The organism is Pseudomonas sp. NPDC088368, from assembly GCF_044753445.1.
GTDB lineage: Bacteria > Pseudomonadota > Gammaproteobacteria > Pseudomonadales > Pseudomonadaceae > Aquipseudomonas > Aquipseudomonas bambusae.
The window spans coordinates 706928-730066 of record NZ_JBIVNG010000001.1 but is presented as its reverse complement, the minus strand read 5'-3'; the positions used below and the strand labels follow the sequence as shown (position 1 = coordinate 730066).

Genomic DNA, 23139 nt, shown 5'->3' with positions numbered 1-23139 from the left:
CTTGAAGCTAGCGCCTCAAACCACCGTCGTCTGCCCACTCATGGCCAGGTCCAGCAGCTCGCGGTTGGCGACCGCGTACATCGCGTAGTCGTTACCACTCGCTGCACGCAGTTCGACCAGCATGGAGCGCCAACGCTCGACCATCGGCAGGTGTTGCTCCAGCCACAGGTTCAGGCGCTCTTCCACGTCCGCAGGGCCGTTGGCCATTTGCAGGACGGAGACGGTGATCGCCCGTTGCTGCCAGTCGATGTCGTCGCGGAACGCTTCGCGGGCCAGGGCCTGCCAGTTGTTTTCCACCGGCAATGCGCTGATCTGCTGCAAGTACCAGGTCACGTCCAGCGAGCTGCCCACGGCGAAGTAGACCTTGGCCACATCGGCGGCGTTCTGACCGGTGACGTCGGACGCTTCGATGATCGGCAGCAGCGTGTAGAGGTGCGTAGTGCCTGCCACCATCCGTGCCAACAACTCAGGTACGCCCGCTTCGACGTACTCCTGATAACGCGCCTGCCAGACTTCACGGGGCGGGCCTTCCAGCAGCTCGTCCAGTTTCAGGCCCAGTGCCGCGAGGTGCGGCCCGAAGTGCGCGACGTCACGTGCCGCGTCGAGTTCGTTGCGACGGCTGCGCAGGAACCAGCGAGTGGCGCGACGTCCCAGGCGCATCAGTTCATCCATCAGCGCCAGCTGAATTTCAGCGGGAACCTTGTAGTCCAGCGCCTCGATCTGACGGAACCAGTGCGGGAGGTGGAAGATGTCACGCACGATCACGTAGGCCCCGGCCACGTTGGCCGCGCTCATACCAGTCGACTCTTTGAGCCGCTGCACGAAGGTGATGCCCATGTGGTTGACCAGGTCGTTGGCGATCTGGGTGCTGACGATTTCACGCTTCAGACGGTGGCGACGCATGGACTCCGAGAACTTCGCACCGAGTGACGGCGGGAAAGCGGTTTCCATGTCGCGGGCCAGGTAGTCGTCGTCCGGGACGCGGGATTCCAGCAGCGCTTCCTTGAGGTCGATTTTGCTGTACGAGATCAATACCGACAGCTCGGCGCGGGTCAGGCCTTGTTTCTCGGCCACGCGCTCGGCGATCTGATCTTCGGCGGGCAGGAACTCGATGGCGCGGTCCAGCTTGCCACGGGATTCCAGGTCGCTCATCAGGCGCTTGTATTCGGCAATGCGCTCGTAGGCACGACGGGCCGCCAGGGACAGGGCTTGCGTCTGCTTGTAATTGTTGCCGAGCACCAGGTTGCCCACTTCGTCGGTCATGCTTTCGAGCAGCAGGTTGCGCTGCTTCTCGGTCATGTCACCGGCCTGCACCACTTCGTTGAGCAGGATCTTGATGTTCACTTCGTGGTCGGAGCAGTCCACACCACCGGCGTTGTCGATGAAGTCGGTGTTGGTCGCACCGCCCAGCAGGCCGAATTCGACGCGACCCAGTTGGGTCATGCCGAGGTTGCCGCCCTCGCCCACCACTTTGCAGCGCAGCTGGTTGCCGTTGACGCGCAATGCGTCGTTGGCCTTGTCGCCCACGTCGGCATGGCTCTCGGAGCTGGCCTTGACGTAGGTGCCGATGCCGCCGTTCCAAAGCAGGTCCACCGGCGCCTTGAGCAGTGCGTGCATCAGCTCGGTCGGGGTCAGTTTGTCGGCGCTGATGTCGAAGCGTGCTTTCATCTGCGGGGTGATGGTGATGCTCTTCAGGCTGCGCGGGAAGATACCGCCGCCTTCGGACATGATGCTGGTGTCGTAGTCGGTCCAGGCCGAACGCGGCAGGTCGAACAGACGCTGACGCTCGGCGAAGCTGGTGGCCGGGTCCGGATTCGGGTCGATGAAGATGTGCAGGTGGTTGAACGCGGCCACCAGTTGCAGCTTGTCGGACATCAACAAGCCGTTGCCGAACACGTCACCGGCCATGTCGCCGACGCCGATCACGCTGACGCTGTCTTGCTGGACGTTGATCCCACGCTCGCGGAAGTGGCGTTGCACGCCGACCCACGCGCCCTTGGCGGTGATGCCCATCTTCTTGTGGTCGTAACCGGCCGAACCACCGGAAGCGAACGCGTCGCCCAGCCAGAAGCCGTAGTCGATGGCGATGCCGTTGGCGATGTCGGAGAAGGTTGCGGTGCCCTTGTCCGCTGCGACGACCAGGTACGGGTCATCGTCGTCATGACGCACGACGTTGGCCGGTGGCACCAGTGCGCCTTCTTTCAGGTTGTCGGTGATGTCCAACAGACCGGAAATGAAGATGCGGTAGCAGGCGATGGCTTCGGCCTGAATTTCGTCGCGGGTGCCGGTCGTCGGCAGACGACGGGGCAGGAAGCCGCCCTTCGCGCCCACTGGCACGATGACCGAGTTTTTCACTTGCTGGGCTTTTACCAGGCCCAACACTTCGGTACGGAAGTCTTCTTCACGGTCCGACCAGCGCAGGCCGCCACGGGCGACGTTGCCGAAACGCAGGTGAACGCCCTCGACCCGTGGCGAGTAGACGAAGATTTCGAACTTCGGCACCGGTTTCGGCAGCTCGGGGATCAGACGCGGGTTGAACTTGAAGCTGAAGTAGCTCTTGTTCTGGCCGTTGGCGTCGGTCTGGTAGAAGTTGGTGCGCATGGTCGCCTTGATCAGGTCAAGGTAGCGACGCAGGATGCGGTCTTCGTTGAGCACCTGAACGTCGTCCAGCGCCGACAGGATCGCGGTTTCCAGACGCTGTTGCATGTCGTCCAGATCGCCACCGGACAGCTTGCGCGCCAGATAGAAGCGGGTCTTGAACAGACGGGTCAGCTCGCGGGCAATGTCGGCGTGGTTGTTCAGGGTGCTCGCGATGTAGCCCAGGTCGAAGCCCAGACGGATCTGTTTCAGATAACGGGCGTAAGCACGCAGCAGCGCCACGTCGCGCCATGGCAGCCCGGCCGTCAGCACCAGACGGTTGAACGCGTCGTTCTCCGCTTCGCCACGGACGATGTGGACGAACGCGTCCTGCAACGTGTCGTTGAGCTGTTGCAGGTCCAGGTTCAGCCCTTCGCCATAGGTGAAGGCGAAGTCGTGAATCCAGAATTCGCGGCCGTTGGTGTGACGCAGGCGATACGGGAATTCACCCAGCACACGCAGGCCAAGGTTTTCCAGAATCGGCAGCACGTCGGACAGCGCCAGCGGGGTGTCTGCGTGGTACAGCTTGCAGTGCAGCTGCGCTTTATCGCCCGACAGTGGCTGGTAGAAGCTCATCACCAGTGGATTGGCGTCGGACAGGTTCAGCAGGTGCTGCATATCCACGACTGCCGAATGCGCAGCGAACCGCTCGCGGTAACCGGCCGGGAAGCCTTTCGGGAAGTCGGCCAGGACGTTTGTGCCCTGGGCTTCGCCGAAGCTTTCGACGACCAGACTGGCGTAGTCGTCCTTCCACGAACGGCAGGCCTGAATGACTTCGTTTTCCAGCTGCTGCGGGTCGATGTCGAGGGTGACTTTCGGGTCCACGCGCAGGATCAGCTGCACACGGGCCAGCACGGACTCGGAGAAGAAGGTCCAGAACTCGCAGTCGCTGGCCTTCAGGCGCTCCATCAGCACCTGCTGGATCTTCTGGCGCACTTCGGTGGAGTAGACGTCACGCGGCACGTAGGCCAGGCAGTAGCAGAAGCGGCCGTACGGGTCTTTGCGCAGGAACACGCGAATCTTGTTGCGCTCCTGGATCTGCACGATGGACATGACGGTGGTGAACAGCTCGTCCACCGGGGTCTGGAACAGGTCGTCACGTGGCAGCACTTCGACGACTTGGGTCAGCTCTTTGCCCAAGTGGGCCTTGGCGTCGAAACCGGAACGGCGCTCGACTTCGGCCACCTTGCGGCGGATGTACGGAATGGCGCGCACGCTTTCGCCGTACACCGACGAGGTGTACAGGCCCATGAAGCGGCATTCCTTGATGACCTTGCCGTTGGCGTCGATCTGGCGGATCGACACATAGTCCGGGTACGCCGGACGGTGCACGCGGCTCGGCGCGGCGGCCTTGGCGAAGGACAGCAGAGTCGGCTCTTGCAGGTAATTCACTGCGTAGCCTTCAATGTGCAGCTCTTCGGCGGTCAGGCCCGCACGCAGCAGTTTGGTCAGGCCGAGGAAGGAGGACTGATCGTAGGTCAGTTGGCCACCTTCGGCGCCGCCCTCGACCGTGAACTCTTCGTAGCCCAGGAAGGTGAAATGGTTGTTCACCAGCCATTCGAGGAAGACCTTGACCTCGGCCTTCTCGTCCGGGTCGACGTTGTATTCGATGGCATCGACGCCCGCCAGCAGTTCGTGCAGCTTGGCTTTCATCGGTTCGAAGTCTTCGACCGCGACCCGCACTTCGCCCAGCACCTGCTCCAGTTCGCGCGCCAGTACGTTCAACTCGGCGGCATTGGCGCAACGGTCGATTTCCAGGTACATCAGCGATTCTTGCAGGACGTCGTCACCGGTCGTGCCTTTTGGCAGCAGTTCGACCAGTTGACCCTTCTCGTCACGGCGCACGCTCAGCACGGTGGTTTGCAGCGTGTGGATGCTGTAACCGCGACGGTTCAGCTCGGTGCGGACAGAATCGACCAGGAACGGCAGGTCGTGGTGCAACACTTCAACGGCGGTGTGGGTGGATTGCCAGCCATGACGCTCGTAATCAGGGTTGTAGACGCGCACTTGCGGGGTGCTGTGTTCGAAACGTTCGAGCAGACGCCATGCGGACAGGGTGCAGCCGGCAAGGTCGGACAGCCTGCGTTGGGTCAACTCGTCGAGGGAAATGATGCCGAAGAACTGGTCGGCGAACAGCGCCACTTGTGGCAGTGCCTGTTCACTGATGTGCTGAGCCAGTGCCGCTCGCAGTTGATGCTGAAAGTCGGACTTGCTGGCTGCGGTGAAGAACGCCATCTGTGGTACTCCGCTTGGCTTGGCTTTTATATAGGAGAGATGCGTGTTTCGGGGTCGTGCTGCATGTGTGTGCCACGCTTGCGCCTGTTCGATGATAGTCGGCAGATCGTGACAAGGCGCCGTTCGCGACCACATGCCCTAGTAGTAACGCTCGTCGTGTGTGCGTCGTCACATTCGATTGACCCGAATGACGGTCGATGTGCGTCTGCCCAGGCAGGCTCGGCCCATGTCCGTTCATCTGCTGCGCAGCTTAACGAGAGCGGGGCCCGCCCTGCTTGCGACGCTGCGACATATTCGGACATCGGGTTGTAGGGGAATGTTTCAGAGGGGGAATTGACGCGGTTGCTTCTGGCCGCAGGCCGTGGGAGCTGGCTTGCCTGCGATCTGGCGCGTAGCGACAGCAAAACCGGATACCTCGGTTGTGTCAGGTACGCCAATTGCACAGGAGCTACTGCCGATTCTCGGCAGATCGCAGGCAACCCAGCTCCCACGGCCTGTGGCCAGAAGCGGGGTGGCGTGCGGTTTGGAGATCAGGTGCAGGCAAATTTTCCGCAGGACTGGCAAAATCCCTCCCCTGCCCCGCGCCAAACCAGAGGAACACCGCCATGCAATTGACCACCGACAGCTTCATCTACAACCCCTGCGACGAGGAAGAAGATGACATGGCGCTGGCGTGCTGCCATGCCACCAACGGCGATCTGTTCCTGCTGGCGCGCTTTCCGGATGAGGACGAAGTCGATATCACGTTTCGCGACGACACCATTCACGTCGAGTCAAATCTGAAAGTCACCCTCTCCGCCACGCAGCTCAAGGTCGAAATCGATGCCGTCGACGCCAAGCCGTTTGGCGGCGACACCACGTATGAGATCGCCCACACCACCCCGGCCAGCGAACTGGCCGAGCTGGATGCCACGCTGAAGATCATCCTCAAGGACGTGGGCACTTACGTGAGCGAAGTGGCCTGACGCTCCGCGTCCACGCTTTCGACAGCCGCCACCAGCTTTTCCACGTCGGCGGCGAACGCCTTGCCGCCGTCTACTGCCAGGTAGCGGATGTGCAGAATGACGTCGGTGAGGGTGTCGAGCATGGCTTGCTGATCCTCCGCTTCGTGATGGGGGAAGCTCAGGGTCCAGCGTGAGATGGCCCCGGTGCCCTCGAACGGGAAGTAGCGTTCGTCACCGAAATCGAGCTGGAACATGCCGTGGTCGTCCACGCCCGTAGACAGGCCGATCTGCTGATTGGCGCGGGGGTTGGTCACCAACTGGTCATTGCGGACATCTTCATCGTCATCCTCCGGCAACTCGCCCGCCTGTTGATACAGGTATTTGACGTTGCCTATCTGCGGCTTGAGCAGGTAGGTGCTGGTCTGCTGGCTCAGGGTCGCGTGAACGTCTTGATAAGGCTTGAGCACCACCGGCAGCGAAACCGAGAGCCGGACCAGTTGCCGCAGATAGTGCCCTGGATAATCCGCGTCGAAGGTCGAGGATTTGAGCTGGAAGTCGATCTCGCCCTGAGTGCGCAAGGTTTCCAGCACACCGTCCCAACCGGTGACCGCGTCCGGCGCCTGGCCGGCATTGGGGTCGTACTCTTTCAGCAGCTCTTTGAGCGATAACGTTTTGGTCATTTCAAGACGACGCTCGTGGCGGCTCAAGAACGCCGATTCCATCTGCAATAACCCAAGCTTCAATGCCTCGCCAGCCGTCAAGCCGAAACGGTTGTCCACCCATGCCGACGCCGAAATGAACCGTGTATCTCGATCGCCAATTTCATACTGCCAGCAGGCTTCGGTGCTCAGGCACAGTGACAACACCGCATCGTAGGCCTGGAAGTACAGGGTCGACATCTGGCTGAGCAGCCATTGATACAAGCCGATGTTCGTCGCACGACCCTTGATGAAGGCATACAGCGCTTCGGCCTGCTCGCGAGAACGAGTGGCTTGAGCAAAGCTGGTTTGAGTGGAGGCCAGCGCCACTTTCTGAACGCTGATCTGCTCGTCCAGCGTGGCCAGTTCGAGTTCAGCCTGGCGAGCCTGGTTCTGCCACTCCTCGCGGCGACGGGTCTGCATGTCGCTGGTCAAAAGCTGTTGAGCCAGTTCCAGTTCAGTGGCCGCAGAGGACTCGAAGGCCTCGGACGCGGCGAATGCTGCCCCGCCGAGCGCCATCCCCCCGATGGCCCCACCGAAAAGATTCGGTGCCAGGTTCGCCAGGTGGCCAACCGCGCCCGAGGTCCTCGCTGCGGTTGACGCCCCGAGCGCATCCTGACGTGCCTGATGGGCAGATTTCTCCTGGGCACTGACATCCCGGCTGATCTGCTCGTCGTAGTAGCGTTTGCGCGCGTTCACGCCTTGGCGGTTCGCCTGCAGCACCTCAAGCCCCTTGGCCGCTTCATCGATCGCACTCTGTTGAAGTTTTTCGGCGAAGCTGGCCAGGTCCTCCAGCACATGGCCTTGTTGCAGCTCTTCCTGCTCGGCCCGCCCTTTGGCCTCCAGGTGATTGAGCACCTGCTGAGAGAAGCGGATCAGGGTTTCCACCGCATTCTGGGCGCGGGGCAGCATCGCCCGGAAGCGATACGGCGGCACGATGGACAGCGACCCCAGACGCCGCTGGCTCAGGCTGCTGCCGTTGAGTTGCGCACGCAGCAGATCCAGCGGGTTGGCCGGCACTTCATACAGCGCAAGGTGCATGGGTTTGCCGTCCAGCGTCAGGTTGTGGCGCAGGTTATGCAGCCGCTGATCAAGGGTGTCCCACAGATCGAGCAGTTGCGTATTGACCGGCAGGCGGAAGATCGTCTGGTCCAGCAAACGCTGCCAGGGCGCTTGCTCACTCTGTAGCGGCACCAGACCGGCGAAGGTTTCGCCGAGCGACTCCAGCGCAGCAAACGTGCCCTCTCCCTCTGTTGCGGCATCATCCAGCGTCACAGGCGCCCACCGACTGATGCTGCGACCCTTGCTCAAAGGCCCGAGCAGCGATAGAGCGCGCACATAAAGCAATTTGGCCTCGTTCAACGTATCGCGGGTCACCTGGCGGTAGAGCATGTCGCCCCAAGCGATCAGGTTGTTCAGGTACAGCATGAAAATCGCCTTTCGGTAATGCGAGGGCGCGCCGCGGGCGATGGCGTCGGGGTTGGCCAGGCCTTCCAGCTCCAGTGCCGGATTGTCCGGCAGCCCCAATGGCCGACAGCTCCAGTACGGCAGCCATTCAGTTTGCGAAGGCGGCGGGAATAGCGGTGCCACGCGCATCTGCGGGTTGAACAGCAACTCCAGCCATTGCTGTGCAGCACGGTAATCGAACTCCTGTTGCAGTCGGGTGGCAATCAGATGTGGCGCGTGGAAGAAGATTTCCCAGAAATACAGGCCATTGGCACCGGAGAAGTCGAGGTACACCGGCGCCGCCTGGCCGGTCAGCGGCGGCTCTTCAGTGTGCTGTGTTTCCCATGACAGCGCGCCTTGGAGTGACAAGCTGGCTTGGCGGACGAGGTCTTTGGCGCAGAGGGTATTAAGCCGAACGCGGACATCTCCCGCCCCGACAGGTTTATTCGTCAGATCCAGATACTGTGCGCCTTCAGCGTTCGTCGGTATCCAGGGAACCGACTGCGCCACGGGTTCGCGAATGACGGTGAAGCCGTTCAGGCCGAATTTCTGCATGTCTCCCGACGTGACATCGCCCCCCCACTGATAGGTTCGTTCAAGGCCCTCTCCATTGGGCCAGTCGTGATAAAGGGGCGCAGTCCTGGCGTCACCATTGAGCACAACTTTCTCACCTTGGCGAAGCCAATCTTTGGTGTAATGCGCGAACCCCGACGACATCACTGCGGGTTCGTAGTCGACGTCAATAAACTCCTCCTTAAGCCGCTGGTCGTCCCTCCTACCACTCGGCCACTTCAAAACAAAGGGAGTATCCGATGGATCAAACTCACCTGACACCCCGATGAACGCGCTCGTAAAATAACGATTCGCCCAAAAACCGCTCTCAACCAGGCTAAGGTCGCTATGAGAAAACGAATGAATTTTTTGATCGCGATGATAAAGATCTACACTATCCATAATAACCGGTAGCAAATTGTTTATAACTGTCTCCACTTCCCAATACGTTCCAGAGCCCGCGGTATGGACGGTCCACGTAAACGGCGTTGTTTGGGTTACTACGCTATAGGTAAACTTAAAACCCCTTAGCTTTTTTTCAAAGACTGGCTTTTTGCAGAAACCCTCCAATACCAAACGACCATTGAGCCATTGCGCATCTAACTCTAAATAGTTGTTACTAGCCTGTTCACCGTTGCCGGGGGTCGTTGGTGGGGTAGCGCTATTCCAGACGATCGATGCGATTCTCCATTGATTGATCTGCTCCAGGGCAAGCAAGTCTGCGGAGTACTGAACGCGTCTTACATCGGGCCCCGCCATGAAATCGAGAATGACACGAATCTCCTCGCTGCTATCAAGCGGTCTCAGGAACTGATTAAACGCAAGCGTGGCATTGAAGTTTTTGGAAAAACCCTTAGCCTCGAAACCGACCAAGAGTCGCGGATTGTTGCCATCACGATGATCAACACTGGCCCTCATGCGATAGCCTTTGGTCACATGAAATTCACTGTTGAGTATATTAGCCACCAACTCATCGGGCGCCTCACCCTTGTGCAACTCGATCGGTACACTCCAGCTGTCATCCAGCCGCCGATACGCCAGCTTGATGACAAACTCAAACGCCCCGTTTTTCTTCCCCTCGTCATCCAGAATCGCCTTGCCGCTTTGCGCCCACACTACATACAACCTGCCGTCCATGACCACGGGGCGGCAATGTTTGATATGCGCTCCGCCAATGGCGTCGATCGGTTTCCATTCGGTCCAGCCCGCCATCTGCGCTTTATCGGCCCCCTCACTTTTATACAGATGGGACTTGCGCCAGTAGAACGCGAACGGCTCGATGCGTTGTCGGCCGAGGAAGTAATAGTCGGCGTTGATGAACTTCGTGTCGTCGACGTAGCACGCGACCGTCTCCAGGTTACTGACCGTCTCGAACGCCTGTAGATAATTACCCAGCGCCTTTTGCACCGTGTCTTCGGTCAGCCGTGCCTGTGACAGTTCCGACTCGAAGGTCTTGAACATCGACGTCTTGTCCAGCCGCAATGCCGGTTGCAGGTAGTTTTCGGGGTAGTCCTCCAGCATCTGGTAACCGGCCCACTGGCTGTACTGGGCCATCCCGTCGCGCCACAGTGACAGGGTGTCATGACTGACGCTGCCGTAGCCCGGCTCCATGCCGTTGTAGATCGCATGAATGTGCTGTTGCACGCTGGCAATGCCTTGCGCAACTCGACTGGTGTCGACCTGAGCGGTGACCTGATTGTCGATCAGCAGGTACTCATACAGATCGTTTTCATTCACGACCCGCGTCTGCCGTTCCGCCTTGGACACCAGTTGCCCCAGGTACCAGGCGACCAGCGCGTCGCGCCGTTGTTGTTCCAGAACCCCGATGATTGACTGGTCCATGGTGCGTTCCTCATCATCCGTTGATGTGCGTAATCAGGCTCAGCTGGACGGCAGCGCCTTGCGCCGTGCGGCTGGCTTTGGTCTGTTCCCGGCATTCGGGATCAGGCCCTTGATCTGTTCGGCAAAGGGTTTTCCACCGTCCGTGGCGTAGTAGCGCACATGGAGAATGATGTCCTGCAACCCGTCGAACAGCGCCTGCTGCCGCGCGCTGGCATGGCGGGGAAAGGACAGCGACCAACTCGACACCGCGCCAGTACCCTCGAACGGCAGATAGCGCTCGTCTCCCGGCCGGGCATCCAGCATGCCGGCGCTTTCCAGATCGCCGGAGATCGCCACCTGTTGGTTGACCCGAGGGTTGGCCAGCACATAGCGCGGGTTCACGTCGTCATGCTGGCCCTCCAGCTCCTGCGCCTGCTGATACAGGTACTTGCTGCCGCCCATGTCCGGCTTGAGCAGGTAGCTGCTGCTCAATTGGCTGAGAGTCAGCCGGGCGTTTTCGTATGGCCCGAGCACACCCGGCAGCGACACCGACATCTGCGCCAGTTGCCGCAGGTAATGGCCGGGATAATCCTGATCGAACAGCGAAGGCTTGAGCTGGAAGTCGATATCCCCACGGCTGCGCAGGTCGGCAACCACGGCCGCCCATCCTTGCTGTCCACCCTCGCTTTGATAGCCCTGCAGCAAACGCCGCAGGGAGACGGTCTTGACCAGCGACAACCTGCGCTCGTTGCGCACCAGATACGCCGACTCCATCTGCAGCAGACCCAGGCTCAGGCTTTCGCCCGCAGTGAAGCCATGGCGGTTGTCGACCCAGGCATTCAACGGCACGAAAGAAGTCTGTGGTTCGCCGATTTCGTACTGCCAGCAAGCTTCGGCGGCCAGACACTGCGAGAGCACGGCGTCGTACGCCTGGAAGTACAACGTGGACATCTGGCTGAGCAGCCATTGATGCAAAGCGGCATTGGTCGCCCGGTTTTCCATAAAGGCATACAACGACTGAGCATGGGCGCGGGCCATCAGTGACCGTTCGCGCTTGATCTGCGCGGAGCTGATCTTGATCTGGTGCTGCTCGATCTGGCGCTCCACCGATTCGAGCTGGTGCTGCGCCTGATCCTTGAGCAGGGTCCATTCATCACGGCGCCGGGCGTGGGCATCGCTGCGCAGGTGCGCTTCAGCCGTGTCCGAAGAAGTAAGGCTTTTACCCTCCAGAATGGACGCCGCTGCCCAGGCTGGCCCGCCCCACTGCCAACCACCCGGCACAGGCACAGGCACCGGCCCAGGCGGGAACGTCACCGTATTGGGCGCCGTGCCCGCGGAGTGGCCCATTGCGCGGAACTCCCCCGCCACTACGCGAGAGCGGGCTGCCGTCCCGAACATCTCATCAGCGTCGCGCTCGGCCTGACTAACGTCTCTGGCCAACAAACGCTCGTAGTAGTCGATCTGATTCTGATGCTGCGCCTTCGTCGCGACGCTAACCTCCAGGCTGCGCTGGGCCTGCTCGACGGCCAGCGCATCGAGCTGTTCGACAAACGCCGACAGCTCCATCACATGGCCTTGCTGCAGGGTTTCCTGCTCGGCGCGATCGCGCATCTCCATCGCCTGGCGCACCTGCTCGCCGAAGCGAATCAAGACTTCCACGGCATCCCGGGCACGGGGCAACAGCACTGCGAAACGGTACGGCGGGATGCTGCCCTGAGCGCCCAGTCGCCGCAATGAAAGGCTGCTGCCATTGAGCTGTGCACGCAGCAGGTCCAGCGGATTGGCAGGTGCCTCATAAAGCGCGAGGGTCATGGCGCGGCCATCCAGCGTCAGGTTGTGACGCAGGTTGGACAGGCGCAGGTCGAGCTCATCCCAAAGATCCAGCAGCCGCGTATTGACCGGCAGGCGGAACCAGGGCGCATCGATCAGACGCACCCACGGCGCCCCTTCGTTGCCGCGAGGTGTGTCGTGTTGCAGCCCTTTGAATGTTGAAGCCTCAAACGATGAAAACGTTTTTTCCTCGTAGTCAGCGGCGTCTTCCAGCGTCATCGGCGCCCACTGGCTGATGCTGCGACCCTTGGACAACGGCCCCAGCAACGACAATGCGCGCACGTAGTGCAACTTCGCTTCGTTGAGTGCATCGCGGGTGACCTGCCGGTACAGCGAGTCGCCCATGGCGATGATGTTGTCCACATAGAGCATGAAAATCGCCTTGCGGTAGTGCGACGGCGCACCGTAGGCGATCGCGTCGGGATCGACCGGGGCGGCGACATCACGCTGCGGGTCATCGGCGAACGCCAGCGGTCTGCTGGTCCAGTACGGCTGCCACTGCACCTGATCAGGCGGCGGAAACAACGGCGCCACGCGCACCTGTGGGTTGAACAGGTAATTGAGCCACTGTTCGGCGCCCGAATAGTCGAACGACTGATAAAGACGCCAGGCCGCCAGGTGCGGCACGTGGAAAAAGATCTCCCAGAAATACAGGCCATTGGCACCGTTGAAATCCACGTTGGCTGGCGCGGCGCTGCCCGGGATCGGCGGCTCCTGCGTGTGTTGGGTTTCCCACCCCAATACACCCGCAAGCGAGCGCTCGGCCTTGCGCACCAATTCGCCAGCGAACGTCGTGTTCAGGCGTACATAGCGCAGCTTCGGCAGTGCAAGCCCTGCGAGGTCGAGGAACAGTCCGCCCTGGTCCGTCTTGACGAAAGCCGGGATCACATCGGCGCGTTTCTTGCGAACGATGTCGAATTCGCTGTACCCGATGTTGGTGGACGAATCGGGGTTGCCAACGCACAACCAATCCGTGTCCGGAATACCTGACTTGCCGACCCAGGCCGTTTCCACTCCGGGGGAACGTGCCGCCCCATTGAATATCACCGAATATTCAGCCCGCGGATTATTTCTCCACATGCCAACTTTACCGTTGGACGGTGCTCCACCTGCCCCTTCTGAGAAGTACCAAGGGGTACGACACACGGTCGTGCAATACATCAGCATTGTTTTGGCCGGCACGCAGACTGTTACCTCAAGCTCAAGAAAACGGCTAAGCGCGCCTTCCTGGTTTTCGCCCCCAGGGTTCCAAGCTACTTGTTGTACCCCCCACACATTGCCATCAGTATCCGCGCCCATAATGCGGAACTGCGCACCGCCAGGCCCACCTCTCAATTGATTTGTCAGGGACCGTTCGAGAGATTCCAAGCTGGCGACCAAGTTCACATTCTTCCAGTGCTGTGTGCGTACCTGATAAAGCTTGTAGTCGTCTTTTTGGGTATCGCCCTCCTTCATCAGGGCCACCACCAGCTTCGGCTCGGGGTAATGGCGACCATCCATTGCCGCGACCAGCACGTAGCCATTTGTCTCAAGGGTGGCAAATGAAGGCAGGGGCTTCTCATCCAGGCAGATCGCAGCAGTCCACCGCCCATCGGTTTTCAGATAACTGACGTTTAAGCGGTAGATGAAACTGTCTGCGATCAGTTTGTCATCTGCGTCCAGCGTCTCGCGCACCTGCTCCAGCCACACCAGATGCAGGCGCCCCGCTACCACGGCGGCTCGCACATGGGTCACTGTACCTGCAGCTTTTACATCGATTTTTTTCCACTCCGTCCAGGCCGAGGGTGGGACATGCGTGCTGCCATCGTCCAGATCCAGCGCCGCCTTGCGCCAGTAATACTGCGACGGATCGGCAGGAGATCGACCGATGAAGTAATAATCGGCCCGGCGAAAATTTTCGCCATCGATGTAGCAGCACACGGTGTCCAGATTGCTGACTTCCTCAAACCGGGTGAGGTAATGACCGAGCGCCTTCTGCACGTTATCCGGCGTCAACCGAGCCTGCCCCAGCGCTCCCTCGAATGCCTGAAACGTCTCGGTCTTGCCCAACCGCAACGTCGGATCGAGGTAGTTTTCCGGGTAATCCACCAACATCTGATACCCCGCCCAAGTGCTGTACTGACTCATCGCCTCCTGCCACTGCTGCTGAGAGTGCTGATGTTGCGCGGTATCCCCCAACTGCCCAAAGCCAGGTTCCATGCCGTTGTAGATGGCGTGGACGTGTTGTTGCACGCTGGCAATGCCCTGCGCCACGCGACTGGTGTCGACCTCGGCGCCGACCTGATTGTCGATCAGCAGGTATTCGTACAGGTCCTCGGGGGTAATGATGTTATCGGGCGCGTCGGAGTCTTCGTTGGGGACGAGTTGGCCGAGGTAATAGGCCACCAAAGCGTCGCGGTGGGGTTGGGCGAGTGCCGGGGTTGTGCTTGATTCCATGATCGTTACTCCGAGCGGCGAAGCCATCCAGTGTGCTGCTTGAGCTCATGTTCGACGCTTCTAATGAAGCTATCCGCTTTAGCAACTTTGCGACCTATTAATAAACAAATATATTATTTTTTTACTTAACCACAACTTCGCCTGCGAGCAAAACAACAAACTCATCAATGGAGGTATGGAACGGCGATAAAATCTTATCGCCTTTGTATACAATCAGACTCGGAAAGAATCGATCCGCAACAACAGTCTCTAGAGCAGCAAATACATACAAGCTACCGACCCAACCTCTGGCTGGAATGCGGAGCAGTATCGGAAGAAAGGGTGACTGCGGAGCGGGAAGATGCGTTGGGGAAACAGAATGATACCTAACGTTCAGCTGTTTCAACGACGCGGCATAGTGGGCTGATGCCGGCTCGTACAACCAACCCAGTTGATAGGTATGCGACCATTCCTGAACTGGCGTGCCCGCAAGCGTCAATTCCAGTAGCGCGGGTGACGTAGCGTATTCCGTCGTCATCGTATAATTCGTTCCCTCGCGCGTAGAAGTTTTTTCAACCCCCAAGCCGTCGATATGAATTCCATTTTGCTGAGCCTTACTATCCGCTGTGAGCCTGAAGCGGATCCCTTCAACGGGAGTACCTGCTGGGTCCAGGATCCTGACGTTGATCGCGTACCGATGGAGGCGAAATCTGAGGTTGGGTGTCAGCGGAATCAGCGCAGCATTATTCTCTGCACTCCATTTCACATCAAATATCAGCATAGACGCTCTTACGGTAAAGGACGTCGTTTGCCCCGACCTGCTGACTTTCGCCGTGACCAAATGTGTACCTGCTTCTTGAAACCCCTGTTTGAAGAGCACTTTTCCTTCGGCGTTAGAAGTGACTGTTATTGTCTTTCCTTCTATAGACCAATCAACGGCGATCCCCGGCAATAGCTTCCCCCCCGCCTTCAGCACGATCGAAAACTCAACCTCCGAGGATTGTCCGATGACATACTCGGTCGCACTGGACTTGGGGTCCGTAATCTCAATCTCAACCACCTTAACGGTCACCGCCGCCGACGTCCCGGTCACCACATCTTTTGCTTCTATCCTTCGATCGCCAATTTTTCCGAAACCTATAGTGTGTACGGCTTTACCTTCCGGATTCGTGAAGGTTTCATCGTGGCTCACGCCGTCCACCAACCATTGTATTTTTTTCCCCGCCAAGGGTTTATCACCCGCCTTCAAGACCACCCAAAACTCAACGTCTGGGGAATGCTTGAGCACGTATTCCGTCGTACTGGCGTGAGGAACTGTTATCTCCGCCACCGACGCTTTGACGGAAATACTCTTTGTTTTCCCCGACCTGGGATCTTTCGCCGTGATCGTATGATCTCCCGCAGTTTGAAAGCTTCTTTCAAAGTGAGACACACTGTCGGAATCGGTCTCCCTTGTTACCGTGTCCGCTCCCACCGTCCATTCAATCCTTCTTTTCGGCAAGAGTTCTCCATCGTCTTTAACCCTAAGCCGTACTGAGAACGTGATCGGAGGTGAATGTTGTATTGCAAACGCTGTGTCGCTGGCCTTGAGATCGATTAACTCCACCTCGCGGACTTTCACGGTGAAGTCAACTGAATGGTTCGAATGACCAATCTTTGCCGTCACCCGATGGTCGCCTGGCGTTGTAAATTCCAGTCTTTGCGTCGCCTTTCCAGCACTGTCCGAATTGCTCGGGTCTTTTTGTTCGCCGTCTACTAACCATTCGATGGCGGTGCTGGGCGGCGCCTTTCCGGCGGCCTCAAGCCAGACCGAGAAGGTAATCGGGTCGGTGTGGCCGATTATGAATTTTGGGGTAGCGGGCTCCTGACGCGTAATAACGACTGCATACACATTGACATCAAACGTGGTTTGCACCTGCGTATCCTTCACTCTCGCCTTGACCACCTGCTTGACATTCGCGCCCGGTGTGAACGTCAGCTCACGGACTGCTTTACCTGAGTCATCAGAGGTGCTCGTGGGTTTCGCGGTGTCGCCTATAAACCACTCGACGGTCAACCCGGATACGGGCTGTTCAGCAGCTTTGAGAGTGACTGAAAACTGTATCGGCTTCGAATGCCCCTCAATGTATTGGGAGGCGCTCGGCACAGGATCAACGATTACCAGCGGCCCCACCCCGACGGCTGCGCTGGTGCCTTTGATCATGCGCTGCGCCTTCGACAAAACCGTTACCGTCGCGGTCCCGGCCTCATTGGCGGTGCACTTCGTTTTTGCCACGCCTTCGGCGTTGGTCTTGTTCGCAACAGGGTCGAGTGTGCCGAAATTCGTCGCCCATTCAACATCCATGTTGGCTCTGGGCTTTTTGTCCAGCCCCATCAACTTGCATGATACTTCGGCGGGAACACCGACAATAACCGACGGCTTGGTAAACGCGACCGACTGAAAATAATACAAGTCAACATTATCTTCGCTGGAAGGAAGCACCGCCGTAAACCCATCGCTGGATAAACCGCCTTCGAATTGTATTTTGGCCCTGCTGACGCTGGAAAATCTGGACAGGTCAATTTCCGGCGCCGCCTGGAAACTGGCGTCGGTATTTCCGGTGAGTGATGTCGGTGCAGTACCGTCAATGGAATCCGCTACTTTGATTTTGCAGGTGTCGACCTTCTGACCCCAGTTCCATTTCGCACCGACCACGGACTCCTTACCCACCCGTTCTGTTTTAGTGGTAAATACCGCTTTGTCCGGGCTCGTTTTAACAGAGATACCCGGCCGCCCCCAACGCAAGAGGCGGCCCATTTTGATCGCTTGCGCTCCAGTCACCTTGTCTGCGTCATCCGTTACACACTCTACAGAAAACGCGTACTGCATCAATGTTAAATGAGCCTCTTCTGTCGCAACGGAACCTTCCAGATAGAAGTCATTACCCGACTCCGACGACGTGTAGGTGTTATCCATACCATCGAGAGTCACACGATGGTTACCATCATTGGTAGATGAAATTGAGTACTTGACACCTGAAACAGGCTTGCCGTCTTTATCTACCAGCTTGACGTTCAGCATGTACGGATTGTCACGACCCAGCAACATCGGGGCCGTCCCGTACACGTCACCGTTACTGATCGAAAATTTAAATGAACGTCCATTTTCATTTTGAGTACCCATCATGCACCTCTAAAGGGGGAAATCAGAAAACAAGAATCTCAACGGTCTTACATAGGTTGTCACTGTTGGAGGTAGCAAATTTCTATTCTTCAGAAATCCGACGTTTGTCCGCTCCAGACCGAACAGTGTCTTTCTTGGTCTTCTTGGTTCGTTGATCGACAAGCGCCACTTCGCCCGCCAACATGATCAGGTACCCGCCCAACGCCGAGACTCGATCAACTTTGGTGATATCGCCATTTCCAAGGTTGACAATGTTTTCCGCCGGCGTGCCGGACCAGGTCGGCGTACCGCCCTTGAGCCCGACAGGGAAGTTCGCTTTGATATCTTTCTCGGGAACGGAAAACGGTACATTCCCCACCGATGTTTCAGCGCCGTTAAAGGGTGGCGCCTTACCTTGCACACACACCCAGTTCACTGTCAGCTCGTCACCCGATTTAAGCGTCGCAGACTGGTACCTGAATATCCAACCCAGCTTGTACGTCTCGTCAGAATATTCCAGCGGGTATTCAGTGCCGATGCGCAATGTGAAATCCGTCGGAGCATCACCTGGGAAAGACCCTACATTGAACTTGACACCGTCTTTGGTGGATCTGTGTGGTTGACCAAACCCTTCTATGTCGAGGCCGTACATAGTCTGGTTGCCTTCCACAAGACTGACCGTGAACGACACATCTTCAAGAACGTTGCCGGGATTGACCGCACTGACCGCCTTGACCAGCAGTGTGTATGGGGCGATACGAGAAATCATCCGGGGAGTCGCGTCATCCATGAGTTCACCACTCAGTTCCAGGGAGAACTGCACACGCTCGCGAGCCAGTACGTTGAAGGTCTGGGTTACAGCGGTACCACTCACCGTCGCGGTCACTACATGCTTGCCCAAGGTAAACGTGGAGTTGAATGTCGCTTTGCCGTCTTTATCAGTTCGGGTGGTGCGGGTCGTTTCTGCTTTTTTACTGCGCGAACCCTGTTTGGTGACCTCCCAGGTGACCTGCGACCCCACTGCAACCTCGCCGCCAGCTTTGACCCATACCGAAAATACAATGGGCTCGCCATAGCCAATCACTAAGTCCTGACGGCTTTGATCAGAGTCGACGATTTCAGGAATCGGGTGGACGGTAGTCAGCTCGGTGGTTTTGTCGGTCGAACCCTCTGCCGGTTTGGCCGTCGCCGTGACCCTGACCTTGCCAAGCTCGCTCGCTGTAAAGGTGATGACCGCCACCCCTTGGGCGTCCGTTTTGGAAGTGGTTGCCGAGAGGCTGCCAAAGTCTTTGCCTGCTTCGTCCTTGGCCGCCCAAGTGATGGTCTCATCGGCACGCGGCGTTCCATCCAGATTCACCAGAGAACAAACGACCTTGACCGCAATGTCCTCGATAACCACGTCATCGAACCTCACGTATTGGAAGTACGGACGATTGAGGAATTTGACAGGGTTCAACACAATCTGATTGCCATTGCTGTAGGCGGCATAAAGCTGTGCGTCTCCCGCCGTAAGACTGCGCAGTTCTGCGACGGCAACGCCTTCGCGGTCGGTGTAGGTTTGAGGCCGCTGAAACTCGCCCAGGGTTGAGTACCAGGAAACCGCGCGATCAACTGCCTTGTTCTCATATTGGTCAACAAGCGTGACCTTACATTTGATGGCTTCCAGCCTGTTGGAGAGCGCCTCGGAGGGTTCAACCAAAGGTTCTGTGAAAACGATGCTCTCTTCGTCACAGTCGATCGTGACAGGAGGTGCCTTGAGTTGTTCGCCCAGACCAAACCTGGCGATGACCGTGGCAACCCCCATGTCGCGCCCGCTCTTGAGTGTCGTTGTAGCGATCCCCTCGGCGTTGGTGGGGCTTTCCAGAGAGGCCAGCTCACCCAAGTCGGTGGACCAGCGAATGGACACGTGAGCATAGGGAGCGTCCATCACATCACGCAGGGCAATGGTGTAGGTGGCTTCATCGCCGTCGCGACGCGCAACCAGATAATCCGGTGTGACCGTGATGGTGCTGGACACACTCTGGCCCGCTTCGTCACCGGCGACCGGCAACTGGTCGGTAAGGCAGCTCAACGCCAGCTCAGCCGCCTGGCGATAGGCAGCAACCGGGCTGGTGGGTGTCAGCGCGTGCAGGGCCAACAAGGCTTTGGCATCAAGTGTGGTGTGACGACTGAGCAAGCTGGTTCTGGCGACGGTATCCAGCTGCTTGAGGTTGAAGATGACTCCGTCGTCGTGGAGGTTGTACGCCAGCGCCAGGGCTTCGCGAATCCCCCAGTGCAGAAAGCCGGAGAGTTTATTCGCGGCGCTTTCCCTGAGCAGCCGCTGGTCACCGGGTGTAGCCCCGTCCCACAGGGTGTTGATCAAACGGAAATAATCGAGCAGGGTTTCCTCGTTTTGTTCACTCAGGCGCAGCAGCATGGCGTACTGAGTGCCCCAGTAGACCAGTTGCATCGACAGTTCGCTGTCCTGCAAGCCAAACCAGCCCGGTTGGGCTCGCAGCTGGGCAATGAAGGCCGGGCTCAGGTCAAGGTGATTGCCAAGCATCGCCCGTTTGGAGAGCCCCTCAAGTATGAGCAGGACGCTATCACCGATCGCAACTCTGACGGAGGCGCCGTCTCCGTAAACCCTCAACACTTCTGCCAACAGTTGATAGCGATTGCCCTCACTCCAGAACAGCAACGCCTTGGCGACATCTGCAGAAGTGCTCAAATAGCCCGCCAGCCCTTCCATCAATAAGGCTTCCTGAGCTCCCCGTGCGCGCATGATCATGTTGGTGATCTTGGGATGCAGTTCCTCCACAGGCATCGCTGCCTCTTCAAGAACGCTTCTGACCTCATCGCTCAGCCTCTGCTCGAACGATTCTTCGCTGTCCTCTCCGACGAAAAGCACCAGGCCTCTGGCATTGGCGTCCTTTTCACCGGTGTCGATAAATCTCTCCAGCGCCTTGAACCAGTCGAAGGGCGCAGTGACATACACCTCCTGCTCGTCATCATCGATGTCCAGCACCACCGACACATCCGGCGCCCCCACCTGAGCAAAACTGCTGTCGGTAATCAACGCCGACAGGAGACGCGTGTGCATCTGTTGCAACAGCGCTTGCTCGGCATCGCTGGCCACCGGCTGAGTTGTGGAAGGCAGCACCAGCCGGCATAGCTGCGCGACCGACCAGCGGTGCTCCTTTAACCAATAGGAGGCGTCCACCAACGCATGAATGACGCTCAAAGTGTCGGTGTTGGCAGAGGCGTAATACGAGGCGATCTGCGTGGTACCGGCCAGTTTGGCCACCAATCGGCTGCCGCCGTCGTCCAACAGCTCCAGCAGCGCCAGCGCTTCAATGGTGCTCAGACCCACATAACGCGGTAGGCGTACCAGCCGATAAAACGCCGACACCACCTCTCGCGACCAGCGCAGCGATCCGCCCGCGTAGGTTTGCTCCACGACCTTGGCGACGTAACGCCAGGTTTCGAAAGTCATGCCCAGCGCGGCGCACAAGTGATCGATTTTTTGCCGCTCGGCTTCGTTCCCCGGCAATGCGGTGAACGGCTTGTCGTCGAGACTGAGCGGGATGGAAAACAGCGCCTGGCTGTTGAACACACGGTCGAACTGCGAAGCCGTCTTGCCCCGTCCGTGGACGTTGAGCCCGTACAGCAGCGCCGCAAAGTCCTCGGCAGCCACGTCATGCTGCTGGCGCAGGATCTGGAACAACCCCAGCGCGCGCAGGGTGTTTTCAGTGATCAGCCAGGGATTGGCCGTTTCAGCGTTCGCCCGGCGGGTGGCCTGTGCCGAATGCTGCTCGCCTTGCATGGAGGCCACCAGCAACTGGTCCACCTCATCGAACGGCAGTTCCAGCCAGCGCGCCAGACGGATCATGCGGTTCATGCGGTCGATGCGATCGGGAGTCAGGTTGGTGATGCGATGGCTCGGCCCAGCGCTGGTTTCGTCACTTCCAGGCAGGGTTTCAATGGCCATGGCGGGCGTCTGGCCTGCGTTGATGTAGACAGAGCCAGACAGGCTGCCATCGACCGCCCCTTCACCCGACACGTTTTCGGATCGGGTCGGGGCATAGGCGCCGACGCTCAGCAGCGCATCCAACTCGTCAGTACTCAGGCCGGTTCGGAGGCAGAAAGTCTGGGTGTCTGCCAGCTCGATGAAACCGCTGAGCCCGAAATTATCGAGATAGAAGGTGGTTTCAGCGCCGGGGTCGTCTTCGGCCTTGGTCAGCACCCGCGTCCGTGGGTTGATTCGCCATGCCCCACTGGCCAGCGGATGGGCGTCGTCACCTGCCTCGGGAAAGTGCGGTGCCTCCAGCAAGAGGCCTTGCTGCACCGGACCGAAACCGGTGTCTTGAATCAATGCGGTGTCCGAGAGCAGGGAGTGGACGCCCGGCTCCTTGAAGTAAGGATAGGCCGGGTCGGCGGCGCGAATGACATCCCCCAGCGTGCGGTCCTTGCGACCAAGGGCGTAATTGATCTGGCTGGTATAGCGCTCGAACGGCAAGGTGTTGGGGTAGCGGGCTTCGAGCAGGGCATCATCGACCGCCTTGGCTTCCAGGCCGATGCCATCCAGATGGCTGCGGATCGATGTTTCCAGTATCTCGTTGACCAGCACGATGGTCGGTTCGATCCGGTTCAGCGCAGTGTGATCCAGCACCAGGTTCTTGAGGTCGGGGCGACGCTGATCGAGGGTGATCACTTCACCCTTGTTGCCCGTGGCTTCAAGCGCCTTCGCGTATCGATAGAGGTCGGCCAGGTAGGCGACGGGGGACGTGGTGGCCTCAATGGCGTCCGGCGGGCAGTGATTGGCCCAGTCCGGGTTGAACATGTCGGTGTAAGTCGGGCCATCCACCAGGCCTTTCACGCCGGTGGGCGGCCGATTGGCGTGACGCACCGAAGCCGTCAGGCGCTGCTCGCGGAACTGCCGGGCGATGACCACGGACATGGCCTGGGCCCGGGCGTGCAGATCGCGGGCTTCGCTGATGTGCATCCTCGGGTTCTGCTCCATCAGCCTGGGAATGCCGGCGTTGGCGAGGCTCATGACCGAGCTGAACTGTTCGGATAACGCAGAGGTGCTGGCGGTCTGCTGAGAGCCCTTGAGCAGGATGTCCAGAGCGGACACGGATTTGGGCTCAGTTTTACGGATTTTTTTGGCCATGGCAGTGACTCATCCTGAGGTGGTACTTCCTTGAAAAGGTCACTGCACAAGACCCTGTGAAAAGCTAAGCACGGCTTCAGGTAACCCGTGCCAGGGATCGGACCGACGGCCCACTCGAACGAGGCCCCCCGATTGAAGCAGCCGCTCACCGGCCATGCTGCGGCAGGCGGAAAACCCGCAACCTGTCAGACACTTCCGGTTTTTACCCGGTAAACGTCTCGAAACGCTGAAAAAACCCCTTGGCCGGTTAGTCGGCACCCCCTCCGATGC

General features: G+C 58.9%; 6 protein-coding genes. 1 reads left to right on the top strand and 5 read right to left on the bottom strand.

The genetic code is table 11. From position 1 onward, the window contains the following. Positions 1-15 precede the first annotated feature (15 nt). The gene (locus tag ACIQAL_RS03065; protein WP_401142216.1) at positions 16-4872 is read right to left on the bottom strand and encodes an NAD-glutamate dehydrogenase; all 4857 of its coding nucleotides are present in this window, start codon (positions 4870-4872) and stop codon (positions 16-18) included. Positions 4873-5477: 605 nt separating this feature from the next. Between ACIQAL_RS03065 and ACIQAL_RS03060 the strand changes: the two genes are divergently transcribed. Then, positions 5478-5837, top strand: a complete 360-nt coding sequence (locus ACIQAL_RS03060) for a hypothetical protein (RefSeq protein WP_401142213.1) — start codon at positions 5478-5480, stop codon at positions 5835-5837. Here the strand turns inward: ACIQAL_RS03060 and ACIQAL_RS03055 are convergent. The 4 genes from ACIQAL_RS03055 to ACIQAL_RS03040 all read right to left on the bottom strand — a co-directional run bounded on the left by ACIQAL_RS03055 (position 5816) and on the right by ACIQAL_RS03040 (position 22869). After that, positions 5816-10354 carry a neuraminidase-like domain-containing protein gene (locus ACIQAL_RS03055; RefSeq protein WP_401142211.1) on the bottom strand — a complete coding sequence of 1513 codons (4539 nt, stop codon included), beginning with the start codon at positions 10352-10354 and terminating at the stop codon, positions 5816-5818. The two genes, ACIQAL_RS03060 and ACIQAL_RS03055, sit on opposite strands and share 22 nt — an antisense overlap. A gap of 39 nt (positions 10355-10393) precedes the next feature. Further along, the gene (locus ACIQAL_RS03050) at positions 10394-14599 is read right to left on the bottom strand and encodes a neuraminidase-like domain-containing protein (protein WP_401142208.1); all 4206 of its coding nucleotides are present in this window, start codon (positions 14597-14599) and stop codon (positions 10394-10396) included. Between the two features lie 121 nt (positions 14600-14720). Continuing rightward, a complete protein-coding gene (locus tag ACIQAL_RS03045) occupies positions 14721-17744 on the bottom strand; it encodes an Ig-like domain-containing protein (RefSeq protein WP_401142206.1) in 3024 nt (1007 codons plus the stop codon). Positions 17745-17823: 79 nt separating this feature from the next. Then, the gene (locus tag ACIQAL_RS03040; protein WP_401142203.1) at positions 17824-22869 is read right to left on the bottom strand and encodes a Tc toxin subunit A; all 5046 of its coding nucleotides are present in this window, start codon (positions 22867-22869) and stop codon (positions 17824-17826) included. Positions 22870-23139 lie beyond the last annotated feature (270 nt).